12 protein-coding genes are annotated in these 12,206 nt (G+C 50.9%); 2 read left to right on the top strand and 10 right to left on the bottom strand.

Annotation, left to right across the window (positions count from 1 at the left end; translation table 11 throughout):
- Positions 1-74: 74 nt before the first annotated feature.
- Complete coding sequence (locus ACO0LH_RS09620; protein WP_422940854.1) at positions 75-1,022, bottom strand: M23 family metallopeptidase; 948 nt, start codon at positions 1,020-1,022, stop codon at positions 75-77.
- Between the two features lie 70 nt (positions 1,023-1,092).
- Between ACO0LH_RS09620 and ACO0LH_RS09615 the strand changes: the two genes are divergently transcribed.
- A complete protein-coding gene (locus ACO0LH_RS09615; RefSeq protein ID WP_422940853.1) occupies positions 1,093-1,596 on the top strand; it encodes a DciA family protein in 504 nt (167 codons plus the stop codon).
- 68 nt (positions 1,597-1,664) lie between these two features.
- Here the strand turns inward: ACO0LH_RS09615 and lpxC are convergent, their stop codons facing one another.
- Positions 1,665-2,600: a UDP-3-O-acyl-N-acetylglucosamine deacetylase gene (gene lpxC, locus ACO0LH_RS09610; protein ID WP_422940852.1), complete on the bottom strand. Its 936-nt coding sequence runs from the start codon at positions 2,598-2,600 to the stop codon at positions 1,665-1,667.
- A 70-nt stretch (positions 2,601-2,670) separates the two neighbouring features.
- On the opposite strand from lpxC, the gene ACO0LH_RS09605 reads away from it, so the two are divergent.
- A complete protein-coding gene (locus tag ACO0LH_RS09605; protein ID WP_422940851.1) occupies positions 2,671-3,165 on the top strand; it encodes a GNAT family N-acetyltransferase in 495 nt (164 codons plus the stop codon).
- A 99-nt stretch (positions 3,166-3,264) separates the two neighbouring features.
- Here the strand turns inward: ACO0LH_RS09605 and ACO0LH_RS09600 are convergent, their stop codons facing one another.
- The 8 genes from ACO0LH_RS09600 to ftsW all read right to left on the bottom strand — a co-directional run bounded on the left by ACO0LH_RS09600 (position 3,265) and on the right by ftsW (position 12,134).
- Positions 3,265-3,771 (bottom strand): peroxiredoxin, encoded by a 507-nt coding sequence (locus tag ACO0LH_RS09600; RefSeq protein WP_422940850.1) that lies wholly within the window; start codon positions 3,769-3,771, stop codon positions 3,265-3,267.
- A 407-nt stretch (positions 3,772-4,178) separates the two neighbouring features.
- Complete coding sequence (ftsZ, locus tag ACO0LH_RS09595) at positions 4,179-5,375, bottom strand: cell division protein FtsZ (RefSeq protein WP_422940849.1); 1,197 nt, start codon at positions 5,373-5,375, stop codon at positions 4,179-4,181.
- 123 nt (positions 5,376-5,498) lie between these two features.
- Positions 5,499-6,731: a cell division protein FtsA gene (gene ftsA / locus ACO0LH_RS09590; protein WP_422940848.1), complete on the bottom strand. Its 1,233-nt coding sequence runs from the start codon at positions 6,729-6,731 to the stop codon at positions 5,499-5,501.
- A complete protein-coding gene (locus tag ACO0LH_RS09585) occupies positions 6,728-7,510 on the bottom strand; it encodes a cell division protein FtsQ/DivIB (protein WP_422940847.1) in 783 nt (260 codons plus the stop codon). Before ACO0LH_RS09585 ends, ftsA begins: the two co-directional genes overlap by 4 nt.
- Positions 7,511-7,525: 15 nt before the next feature.
- A complete protein-coding gene (locus tag ACO0LH_RS09580) occupies positions 7,526-8,491 on the bottom strand; it encodes a D-alanine--D-alanine ligase (RefSeq protein ID WP_422940846.1) in 966 nt (321 codons plus the stop codon).
- A 21-nt stretch (positions 8,492-8,512) separates the two neighbouring features.
- Positions 8,513-9,898, bottom strand: a complete 1,386-nt coding sequence (gene murC / locus ACO0LH_RS09575; protein ID WP_422940845.1) for a UDP-N-acetylmuramate--L-alanine ligase — start codon at positions 9,896-9,898, stop codon at positions 8,513-8,515.
- A complete protein-coding gene (murG, locus tag ACO0LH_RS09570; RefSeq protein ID WP_422940844.1) occupies positions 9,895-11,004 on the bottom strand; it encodes an undecaprenyldiphospho-muramoylpentapeptide beta-N-acetylglucosaminyltransferase in 1,110 nt (369 codons plus the stop codon). The genes murC and murG overlap by 4 nt, the downstream gene beginning before the upstream one ends.
- Positions 11,001-12,134, bottom strand: coding sequence for a putative lipid II flippase FtsW (ftsW, locus tag ACO0LH_RS09565; RefSeq protein ID WP_422941171.1), 1,134 nt, complete (start codon positions 12,132-12,134; stop codon positions 11,001-11,003). Before ftsW ends, murG begins: the two co-directional genes overlap by 4 nt.
- Between the last annotated feature and the right edge of the window lie 72 nt (positions 12,135-12,206).

Raw genomic sequence — 12,206 nt, 5'->3', positions numbered from 1 at the left:
TTACTACCGAATTACCAGTTAACCGGACACCATATACAAATACGGAATTGGAGGCAAATCCTGCAAACTCAAGTCTATTTTTGGCTTAAGGCAGCTAAATTTGCCTGATTTGCGCCTGCCGACAGAAATTTATGCGGGTTTTGCGGTACGCCTTTGACATGCACTTCAAAGTGCAGATGCGCACCTGTTGACCTGCCGGTAGAGCCGATATCGGCAATATGCTGGCCACGCTTCACGATATCACCCAGCTTGACGTAGATTTTGGAAGAATGGGCATAACGGGTCATGATTTCACCACCATGATCAATTTCGACCATATTGCCAAATTGTGGATGGTATTCAGCAGCCACCACCACCCCACCGGCTGCGGCAACGATAGGCGTGCCACTGGGGCCGGAAAAGTCGATGCCTTCATGGAAGGCGCTGCGGCCAGAGAAGGGATCGAGCCGCCAGCCAAAACCCGATGCGTTATAGGCAACGTTTACAGGTTGTATGGTTGGCAAGAGTTTGGACTGCACCTTGAAACCCATGAGCTTGGTTTCCACCACATTCATGTAATCGGAGCGATGCTCTACATCTTTGGACATGGCATCCAATGCGGCCTGAAACTCGGCCATATTCAATTCTTTCGCTGGCTGCGTCGAGACTTCAGGGCCGCCGCGACCAGGCAATTCCTTGAAATTAAACTCTTCCGGCTTGACACCAGCCAAGCCCTGTACCCGCTCTCCCAGTGCATCTAGGCGTATTAGTTGCGCCTGCATTTCGCCCAGTTTGGTGGCCATCGCTGCCAAGTTTTCTTTGACGTAGCGATCTTTATTGCCTGTGTCAGTCGCAGCCACCGGCACCAGGTCACGCAAAACCGGCAAGTCAGCACTTGCCAGTTTCAAGGTCAGGGCGGCCATGAAAGCAGCACATACGGTGGTAACCAGCAGGAAGCTAAAAAGCGCGAAAATCACATGGCGTGACGATAAGGTCACGGATTTGGCCTGGGTAAAGCGGGAGTGCATCAAAATGATTTGCATCAATATGCTCCTCTGTAAACGTTCGTCTTTGCGGCAGTCCGAAAGTCTTGTTTGTGGTAAGGTGTTGTGCATGTCAACATCGTCACGCCCCTCCTATCCAATTAATATCAAACGTGGTCGCAAAGTGCCTGGCGCCAGCGGTGCGGCTGACTTTTTACGTAGCAACGATAAAATTTCGCCACTGTTACCCACGGTACAGCGCAATCTGGCGCTGCAAAAAGATTGTGGGGCGATACTGCCGCCGATCTTTGAAACCTGTGAGGTAATGCAAGTAAGCGAAGGACAGCTGATACTGTCGGCTCCGAATGCTGCACTGGCGACCAAGTTGAAACAACAATGTCCGAAATTGCAATTAAATTTACAAGAACGGGGTTGGCAGATTAACGCAATCCGTATCAAAGTACAAGTAAAGCGCGTTATCGAGAAGCCAGTTGCCACAAAGCAAATAGCGTTTACTGGCAAAGCCTTGCAGGCTTTTGGTAATCTTGAACATGCTTTGGAAGACACGCCGCAAAATGCCGCCTTGCGGGCGGCACTGGGTCGTTTATTGAAACGCCACCAGACAAGTGGCTAACTGCTTTACCGATTTTATGCTGATTCAGATGTCATTATGACTTGAATAATCAGCAAGGTTGACAATGATTAAACCAGCGCCCATTCACGCTCAACCTGGGTAGCATAGGTTGCTGGCGCGGCATCAACATCGTCAAAACTGACAATTTCATAGGCATCAGGCTGGGCCAGCAAAGCGCGCAACAACTGATTATTGAGCCCGTGACCAGATTTATGGGCAGTATAGCTGGCCAGGAAGGGATGGCCAATCAGGTATAAATCACCAATGGCATCGAGTATCTTGTGGCGGACAAATTCATCATCGAAGCGCAAACCGTCTGAATTCAAAATGCGGTATTCATCCATGACGATGGCGTTTTCCATGGAGCCGCCACGCGCCAGACCAATGCCGCGCAACATTTCCACATCCTGCATGAAGCCAAAGGTACGGGCCCTGGCAACATCCTGCACGAAAGTGGCAATAGCAAAATCGACTTCGGCTGTTTGCACTGTGCCATCGACTGCCGGATGATTGAATTCAATGAAAAAATGCAGCTTGAAGCCATCAAATGGTTCAAGCCTGGCCCATTTTTCTGACTTACCTGTGCCCTCGCGTATTTCAACCGGCTTTAAAACACGGATGAATTTCTTCGCGGCATTTTGCTCCTGCATGCCGGCCTGCTGCAATAAATACACGAAGGACGAAGCCGAGCCATCCATAATGGGGATTTCTTCCGCGCTGACATCGATATACAGATTATCAATACCGAGGCCCGCGCAGGCCGACAATAAATGCTCGACCGTAGACACTTTACCATGCTCATTTGACAAGGTAGATGCCATGCGGGTATCCCCCACCATCAGCGCCTGCGCCGGCAGAATGACCGGTGGCTGCAAATCGGTGCGCGTAAAGATGATGCCGGTATTGACCGGTGCCGGGCGCATGATCAGGTCTACCTTGGTGCCTGAATGCAAGCCCACACCAACGGTCTTGACCTGTTGTTTGATTGTTCGTTGTTTTAACATCACGCTATTATAGCGTTTAGCGCAGCTGCTCATGCGCTACCAGAGAAATCGAAGACGATGAACGGCAAATATGATTGAAAATACAACAAAAATTAAAATTCGCCCCGCAAGTGATGTTGATATTGAAGCCATATGCGATCTCAGCGACCAGATCAATGCACAACATCATTTGCATGCACCGGCTGTTTTCGTTGCGCAACCCAACCGGCAACTGGACAGATTATTCTGGCAAGCGACATTTCAGAGCCAGCATGGCACTGCCCTGTTAGCTTGCGACGAAACGGGTGTGCTCGGCTTTATCACGCTGAGCTGGCATGAAAACCTGACTATCCCTTTTCTCTACAGCAGAAAAATCTGCCGCATTGGCACCATCGTGGTGGCAGAGCATTGTCAGAAAAACGGCATAGGGAAGCTGTTGATGGAGGCGGCAACTGCCTGGGGACGTGAACACCAGACTGTAGAAATCCGGCTTGAGGTTTTTGACTTCAACCGCAATGCCATCGGTTTTTACGAAGCCCTGGGTTATGGCATGCAATCGCACATCATGTGCAAAACTTTGTCATAAACGGCGTGCTGCAAAAAAAAACGGCACTGTGACCAGTACCGTTTTTTTGCTTTGAAGCCATCACAAAACCAGCTCGTTGCAGCTTCTTTATGCAAGCAATCAGCCTAATTGTGACAGCAGTGTTTCTGCATTGGACACTTCAAACTTGCCGCCTTCTTCTATGTTCAATTGCTTGACGACACCGTCAACTGCCAGCAGGGAATAACGTTGCGAACGTGTGCCCATGCCAAACTTGCTGAAGTCTGCATCCAGGCCCAGGGCTTTGCTGAAATCAGCATTGCCGTCAGCCATCATGCGTACGATGCCTGTCGATTTTTGATCGCGGCCCCATGCACCCATGACAAATGCGTCGTTCACAGAAATGCACCAAATTTCATCAACGCCCTTGGCTTTCAATTCGGCTGCGTGTGCCACATAGCCAGGTACATGCTTGGCTGAGCAAGTTGGCGTATACGCGCCGGGCAGACCGAAAATCGCAATGGTTTTACCTTTGGTGATTTCTGAAACTTTGAAATTATTGGGTCCCAGTGAACATCCTTCTGATTCCACTTCAATAAATTCTGCCAGGCTGCCTTCAGGCAGGGTATCGCCAATCTTGATTGTCATTTTTTTGCTCCCTAGATGAGTATTCGGATATTCAAAGCCTTGCTGAATGCTGCTTCCCTGTAAAAGCAGGAAGTTTGAGCCATATCAACACCGACAGTGAAGGACGCCAGTATGCCTGAGCTAGAATTTTCTTGCAGAGCTTAAAAGAGTAAGGCTTAAGGTCATGAACCACCGAGACACAGAGAAAGGCAAGAGAAAAACAAATCATATCTTAAAATAATGCCCATCAATGTTCACAAAACTATTCCGCGAATATCTGTTGAATATCGAAAACTGCTTTCGATTTCTCATGCTCTTCTCTGTGTCTCAGTGTCTCTGTGGTGAGCTTTTTGGTCTGCCATTTCGATCACCAAATAAAAAACGCCAGCCTCTTTCGAAGCTGGCGTTGTGCAGAAAACCGAAATAAATCAGTCAGCCTGCTTGCGCAGGAAAGCCGGGATATCGTAAGTTTCCATACCGTTTTTTTCCAGCGCACGTACAGTTTCAGAGGCTGATTCACGACGCCATACGGCGGGTTTGCTCAAACCATCAAATCCTGAAGTGGAGACCGTGCCGCTGTTGAGGCTGCCAGAAGCCATGACAGGACTTGCCATGACCGGTTCATTGTGAGTACCGGTACGCAGCATTGGTGTTTGCACCAGCTGGATATTTTTCTTGCCACGGCCCAAACCAGTTGCTACAACCGTCACGCGGATATCGTCACCCATGGTGTCGTCATAGGCAATACCTTGAGCAATCGATGCATCTGGTGCAGCGAAAGCGCGTACTGCTGCCATGACTTCCTTGATCTCTTTACCTTTGAGACCACGGCTGGCAGTCACATTGACCAACACGCCGCGCGCGCCGGACAAATCGATACCATCAAGCAGCGGTGAGGCAACCGCCTGTTCAGCAGCGATACGTGCGCGGTCAACGCCAGAAGCAGTTGCCGTACCCATCATTGCTTTGCCCTGTTCGCCCATGATCGTTTTCACGTCATTGAAATCGACATTGATATGGCCAGGCACATTGATGATTTCCGCGATACCGGCGACGGCATTATTGAGTACATCATCGGCATGTTGCAGCCATTCGATCATGCTGTCGTCTTCATAGATCTCTTCGAGTTTTTCGTTGAGAATAATGATGAGGGAATCGACATGCTGGGACAAGGCTTCAAGACCTTCGTCAGCGATGTCCATGCATTTTTTGCCTTCGTAGGAAAATGGTTTGGAAACCACTGCCACTGTCAGCGCGCCAAGTTCTTTCGCCACTTGCGCAACGATAGGCGCAGCACCGGTGCCGGTACCACCACCCATGCCGGCAGCGATGAACACCATGTGCGCGCCACGCAAAGCGTCTTCGATACGCGCACGGGAATCTTCTGCCAGCTTGCGGCCGACTTCAGGTTTCATGCCTGCGCCCAGGCCGGTTTCACCGATCTGTATGACGTTATGCGCTTTGGAAAGCAAGAGCGCCTGTGCATCTGTATTTGCAGCGATAAACTCAACGCCGCAAACACCTTTGTTAATCATATGCTGAACCGCATTGCCGCCTGCACCACCCACGCCGACAACCTTAATTACGGTGCCTTGTGTGGCGTTATCAACCATATCGAACTCCATCATGACTCCTCCAGGTAGGCAGTTATCAGTCGCTAGGCATCACCGGATGTGACGCCTAGCGACTAATAACTGTATATCGAACTATTATAAAATGACTACACCAATTTAGATACAAAATACAAGCTAAAAATTCCCTAAAAACCACTCTTTCATGCGTTGCCAGACCGCTTTGGCAGAACCTTCCTGCCGAGTGACCAGATGACCGCGCAAATACTGCTTCTTCGCTTCCAACAACAACCCTAAAACCGTAGCGTAACGAGGACTTCTTACCACATCTGCCAGTTGTCCACTGTACGCTGGCATACCTAATCTGGTCGGCTTCAAAAATATATCTTCCGCCATTTCCACCATGCCTGGCATGGCCGACGATCCACCGGTCAAAACGATGCCGGATGACAGCACATCTTCATAACCGGATTCGCGCACCACCTGGTGCACAAGCGCAAACAATTCTTCAACGCGCGGTTCTATCACCGCGGCCAAAGCCTGACGTGACAATGAACGCGGACCACGGTCACCAAGACCAGGCACTTCCAGCGTATCTGCCGGGTCGGCCAGCACCTGCTTGGCAACACCAAAACGTACCTTGATTTCTTCTGCTTCTGATGTCGGTGTGCGCAAGGCCATCGCGATATCGTTGGTGATCTGGTCGCCGGCAATCGGTATCACCGCGGTATGACGTATCGCGCCTTCACTGAATACGGCCACGTCTGTCGTGCCGCCGCCGATATCGATCAGGACAACACCGAGTTCTTTTTCATCTTTGGTCAACACGGCTTCAGCAGATGCCATCGGTTGCAGGATCAGGTCGGACACTTCCAGGCCACAACGGCGCACGCATTTGACGATGTTCTGCACTGCCGACACTGCGCCAGTGACGATATGCACTTTGACTTCGAGACGTATGCCGCTCATGCCTATCGGCTCGCGCACATCATCCTGGTTATCAACGATGAATTCTTGCGGCAAGGTGTGTAGCAATTGCTGGTCAGTCGGAATGTTGACAGCCTTGGCAGTTTCTATCACCCGCGATACGTCGGCGGCGGTGACTTCCTTGTCTTTGATGGCAACCATGCCGCTGGAATTGAAACTGCGGATATGACTGCCGGCAATGCCGGTATAGACATGACGGATTTTGCAGTCAGCCATCAACTCGGCCTCTTCCAAAGCGCGTTGTATGGATTCCACTGTCGCCTCGATATTGACGACCACACCCTTTTTCAGACCCTTGGATTCATGCTGGCCCAGTCCTATCACTTCATGCCTGCCGTCGGGCATGACTTCTGCCACGACCGCCACAATTTTTGAGGTGCCGATATCGAGGCCAACGATCAGATTTTTAGCGTCTTTTGTCATGTCTTTCCACTTGCTTTTGTTTGCTTTTTCAATCCGATATTGCTATGACTCGATTTGAGCGCCAGGCCATTCGGATAACGCATGTCCACACTTTCAATACTGTCCTGCAAACTGGCGATTAATTGCGGGTAAACTGTCATCAACTTGTCTACCCTGCTCTTAAGCGTCGTTCCATCCTGCACCCTGCCCAACTGTACCTGCATACCGTTATTCAATTTCAGGCTCCAGGCATAACGACTGGAATAATTCACGGATTCCGGTTCCAGGCTGATTTTGGCAAACCAGTTTTTAAATTCCTGGTATTGCGCCAGCACTTCTTTTTCACTGCCATCCGGCCCGCTCAATTCGATAAGGTCGGCATCTTCTTCTGCTTCAGCCAGGTTGGCGGTAAACACATCGCCTTTCACCGAAATCAACTGACCTGCTTCGCCCCAGGTTCCCAATGCCGTATGTTCTTCCAGAGTCACGACCAGTTTATTGGGCCACTCCCTTTGCACACTGGCCTTGCGTACCCAGGGTACGGTTTCAAAGGCCTGACGTACTGCATCCAGATTGGCGGTAAAAAAATTTCCCCTGATTTTAGGTAAAGCCGTATTTCTGATCGTCAGCGGATTTACATGCTTGAGCTGGGCAGCATTGGCTGCTTCAACCCGGATGACCCGCAAAGTAAAAATGGGCCGCTGTATCAACCACCACACACCTGACATCAACAGAATGAACAACACCAGCGCGAACAAGGCATTCGCTGTGTTATTCATTAATTTGCTGTCATGCCACATTTTTCTGTTCCGGCCTTATTTATTTTTTTGCTCAGACTTGATTTTCAAGCTGGCTGTTTTCAAAATTTCTACACATAAATCTTCATAACTCATCCCTACTGCACGCGCTGCCATCGGCACCAGCGAATGCCCTGTCATGCCTGGTGAGGTATTAATCTCCAGCAAGAACGGTTTGTTGTCAGTCTTGCGCAGCAAGACATCCACCCTGGCCCAGCCTTCGCAATCCAGTGCGCGGTAAGCATCGACCGCCATTTTGCGTATGGCATCGGTCAAGGTTTCGTCGAGCGGTGCCGGGCATAAGTACTTGGTATCGTCGGTGAAGTATTTATTCTGGTAATCATAGTTGCCATCAGGTGCGACGATTTCGGTAATTGGCAAGGCATAAGCTTGCTCACCCTTGCCCAATATCGCCACGGTCAGTTCACGCCCCTCAACAAATTCCTCTGCCAGCACGACTTCATCAAATTGAGCTGCCAGCGCATAGGCTTCCTGCATGTCGGAATAACCAACGACCTTGGTGATGCCTATGGTAGAACCTTCATGTGGCGGCTTGATGATCAGCGGCAAACCGAGGTCATCAGGCACGCGGCGCAATTCAGTCTGCCCGGTCAACACGGCATAAGCCGGTGTGCTCAGGCCATAGGTTTGCCAGATGCGCTTGGTGAATATCTTGTCCATTGCTATGGCCGACGCCATGACGCCGCTGCCAGTATAAGGAATATTCAATTGTTCCAGCACACCTTGCAGGCTGCCATCTTCACCATACCGGCCATGCAGAGCAATAAAAACACGGTCAAATTTTTCTGCTGCCAGTTCAGCGATACTGCGTTCCGCCGTATCAAAAGCATGGGCATCAACACCTTTGCTGATCAGCGCCTGCAAAACACCGTTGCCAGACATAAGGGAAATTTCCCGCTCAGCAGAACGCCCGCCAAACAGCACGCCGACTTTACCCAATGATTTCAAATTCAATTCGCTCATGATGTCTTGATCATTTAATTTTTACACTGCCTGTGCCAGTTTTGCCGGCACTGCATTGATAGAACCCGCACCCATGACGATGACGACATCGCCATCTTTCAACACGTGCAACAAACTCGACGGCAATTCTTGTATATCTTCAACAAACACCGGCTCCACCTTGCCCATGACGCGTAAGGCACGTGCCAGCGCACGGCCATCTGCCGCCAGAATCGGCGCTTCACCTGCTGCGTAGACTTCAGCCAGTACCACCGCATCAGCAGTGGAAATGACACGGACAAAATCTTCAAATAAATCCCGCGTACGCGTGTAACGGTGCGGCTGAAACGCCAATACCAGACGACGCCCCGGATAAGCACCACGTGCTGCTGACAGTGTCGCTGCCATTTCTACTGGGTGGTGACCATAGTCATCGACCAGCGCAAAGGTGCCGCCATTGGCCAGAGCGATTTCGCCATAGCGTGTAAAGCGACGGCCAACACCATTGAATTCACTCAGCGCTTTTTGTGTTGCCTCATCGCTGACGCCAACTTCACGTGCAATCGCAATCGCTGCACAGGCATTTTGTACATTGTGCATGCCAGGCTGGTTCAGGCTGACCTGCATATTCTCATAACCATCTTGCACGACTGTGAAATGCATCTTGCCACCAGATGCAGTCGCTTCCACGGCACGTACATCGGCATCCTCATGAAAGCCATATGTGACGATGGGCTTGGACACGAAAGGCATGATTTCACGCACATTGGCATCGTCCAGGCAAAGTACGGCCACGCCATAAAATGGCAGGCGCTGGGTAAATTCGATGAAGGCCTGCTTCAGTCTGGCGAAATCATGACCATAGGTTTCCATATGGTCAGCGTCGATATTGGTGATGACTTCAATCACTGGCAACAGGTTCAAAAAGGACGCATCGGATTCATCTGCTTCAGCCACGATGAAATCACCACTGCCGAGTTTGGCATTGGCACCCGCGCTATTGAGCAAGCCACCAATGACAAAAGTGGGATCCAGGCCGCCTTGTGCCAGGACACTGGCAACCAGGCTGGTGGTAGTGGTTTTACCGTGGGTGCCGGCAATCGCGATACCGCTTTTCAGGCGCATCAGTTCTGCCAGCATCATGGCGCGTGGCACGATAGGGATATGTTTGGCACGTGCAGCGATGACTTCAGGGTTATCTGCCTTGACCGCAGTGGAGGTGACGACGGCATCCGCACCCTGAATATTTTCTGCGGTATGGCCCAGCTTGACATCGGCGCCCAGTGCCGCCAGGCGTTTTGACGCGGCGTTACTACCGAGATCAGAGCCGGAAATGGTGTACCCCAGGTTCAACAAGACTTCAGCGATGCCGCTCATGCCTGAGCCACCGATACCAACAAAGTGTATGTGTTTGACTTTGTGCTTCATGCTAATGCTTCCAAAATATGTGCAATGTTCACACTTGCTTCGCGTTGCCCCAGGGCATAGGCTGTATTTGCCATCGCCAGGCACTGGGCGCGGTCAATTGCTTGTAATTTTTCTGCCAGTACGGCTGGCGTCAGTTCTTTTTGCGGCAAGTGGATTGCCGCTTTTTGATTTGCCAGCCACTGGGCGTTTTCTTTTTGATGCGAAGTGCTCGACGCCATGAAAGGCACGAGTATGCTGGCCACACCCGCCGCGGTCAGCTCGGATACCGTAATGGCACCAGCGCGGCAAATCACCAGATCAGCCTCGGCATAGCGGCGTGGCATGTCATCGATAAAATCCAGCACTTCTGCCTCTACACCGGCATTGGCATAGCTCTCGCGCAAGGCCGCAATATGCTGCTTGCCAGATTGATGCGTAATTTGCGGACGCGCCGCCGCCGACATCAGCGCCACTGCCTGCGGCACAGCATCATTCAAGACTTTGGCACCCAGGCTGCCACCAACGACAAGTATGCGCAATGGCCCGGTGCGGCCGGTATAACGGTGGTCCGGTACCGGCATTTCGCAGATCTCTTTTCGTATCGGGTTGCCCGTGACCTGGGTTTTCCTGTCGGCGCTGACGGTTGCAGATGGCAGACCAAACAACAATTTGCTGGCAAACGGGCGCAGGGTTTTATTTGACAATAACAGCGTCGCATCGGCATTCATCAAGACGACAGGCTTACCACGCAATGCAGCCATGATGCCACCAGGTACTGTCACATACCCCCCCATACCCAGAACCACATCTGGCTGACGGCGACCGATAATGCTAAAACAGTTGAAGAAACTCTTGATCAGCTTGAAAGCACCGCTGACTGTATGCGATAAACCCTTGCCACGCAGGCCAGAAAAATCGATGGCGTCCATGGCGATATCATGCTTTGGTACGATCTGGCCTTCCATGCCAATCCTGGTGCCCAGCCACGTAACTTGCCAGCCACGCTCACGCATGATGTCGGCAATGGCCAGACCAGGGAAGATATGACCGCCAGTGCCAGCTGCCATGATCAATAATTTTTTTGGTATTTTTTGCATGGTTTGGGCGGTTTGGAAAGTTTGGCTCATGCGCGGCCTCCACGCATCAAGACGCGGTTTTCATAATCCACACGTAACAAGATCGCCAGACCTATGCAATTAATCATGACACCTGATCCACCATAACTCATCAATGGCAAAGTCAAACCCTTGGTTGGCAACAAACCGAGATTGACGCCCATATTAATAAATGCCTGTACACCTATCCAGATACCTATGCCCTTGGCAGTCAAACCGGCAAAGGTCTGATCAAGCGCAATCGCCTGGCGGCCAATTTCAAAAGCATGCTTGAGCAGCCAGTAAAATAGCAAGACCACCACCAGTACACCAACGAAGCCAAGCTCTTCGCCGATGACAGCCAGCAAAAAATCTGTATGCGCTTCCGGCAGGTAATGCAGTTTCTGCACACTGGCACCCAGACCAACACCAAATAACTCACCACGGCCAAAAGCAATCAGCGAATGCGTGAGCTGATATGCCTTGCCCAGGGCATGATCTTCTTCAAACGGTTTCAAGTAAGCAAAAATACGTTCACGCCGCCATGGTGAAATCAGGATAACCATGGTGAAAATACCGACCAGGGTTGCTGCAATACCCCCAAACCAGATACCGTTGATGCCCCCTAAAAACAAGATGCCCATGGCGATACAGACGATGACGCCAAAAGCGCCCAAGTCAGGTTCCAACAGCAATAGCAGGCCAACCACACCCACTGCCGCCATCATGGGAATGAACCCCTTGGTCAGTTTGTGCATGTATTCCTGCTTGCGCACGGTGTAATCTGCGGCGTACAAGACCATGAACAGCTTCATCAATTCCGAAGGCTGCAAATTGAATACTTTGAAAGACAGCCAGCGCTTCGCGCCGTTCACACCCTTGCCCAGTCCCGGTATCAGGACAGCTGCCAGCAATACCAGCGTGGCAACGAATAAATACGGTGCATATTTTTGCCAGACGGCGATCGGTATGCGGAAAATCAATGCACCGGCAATCACGGATACAAATACGAAAATTGCTTGGCGTATCAGGAAATGCGAATTTTTATAATTTGCGTACTTGGGTGAATCAGGTAAAGAGATGGAGGCTGAATACACCATCACCATACCAAACAGCATCAGAATAATAGTTACCCACACCAGCGGCTGATCGTAATCCATCATCTTGGAACGACTGACCAGATTGGTGTTCGCCGCCGGGCTACCGAACGGTGACCATCTCTGCAATGGGAGCAA

This window comes from Undibacterium sp. TJN19, from assembly GCF_049339485.1.
GTDB lineage: Bacteria > Pseudomonadota > Gammaproteobacteria > Burkholderiales > Burkholderiaceae_D > Undibacterium.
Note: the sequence above shows the minus strand (reverse complement) of the source record. Positions and strands in the feature narration are given on the sequence as shown.

Bases quoted from the DNA above. Each gene is read 5' to 3' on its own strand.
- murG (WP_422940844.1), bottom strand. From the start codon at position 11,004: ATGAGCCAAACTTTCCAAACCGCCCAAACCATGCAAAAAATACCAAAA.
- murC (WP_422940845.1), bottom strand. From the start codon at position 9,898: ATGAAGCACAAAGTCAAACACATACACTTTGTTGGTATCGGTGGCTCA.
- ACO0LH_RS09585 (WP_422940847.1), bottom strand. From the start codon at position 7,510: ATGTGGCATGACAGCAAATTAATGAATAACACAGCGAATGCCTTGTTC.
- ftsZ (WP_422940849.1), bottom strand. From the start codon at position 5,375: ATGGAGTTCGATATGGTTGATAACGCCACACAAGGCACCGTAATTAAG.
- ACO0LH_RS09620 (WP_422940854.1), bottom strand. From the start codon at position 1,022: ATGCAAATCATTTTGATGCACTCCCGCTTTACCCAGGCCAAATCCGTG.
- lpxC (WP_422940852.1), bottom strand. From the start codon at position 2,600: ATGTTAAAACAACGAACAATCAAACAACAGGTCAAGACCGTTGGTGTG.
- ACO0LH_RS09615 (WP_422940853.1), top strand. From the start codon at position 1,093: ATGTCAACATCGTCACGCCCCTCCTATCCAATTAATATCAAACGTGGT.
- ACO0LH_RS09605 (WP_422940851.1), top strand. From the start codon at position 2,671: ATGATTGAAAATACAACAAAAATTAAAATTCGCCCCGCAAGTGATGTT.
- ftsA (WP_422940848.1), bottom strand. From the start codon at position 6,731: ATGACAAAAGACGCTAAAAATCTGATCGTTGGCCTCGATATCGGCACC.
- ftsW (WP_422941171.1), bottom strand. From the start codon at position 12,134: ATGATGGATTACGATCAGCCGCTGGTGTGGGTAACTATTATTCTGATG.
- ACO0LH_RS09600 (WP_422940850.1), bottom strand. From the start codon at position 3,771: ATGACAATCAAGATTGGCGATACCCTGCCTGAAGGCAGCCTGGCAGAA.
- ACO0LH_RS09580 (WP_422940846.1), bottom strand. From the start codon at position 8,491: ATGAGCGAATTGAATTTGAAATCATTGGGTAAAGTCGGCGTGCTGTTT.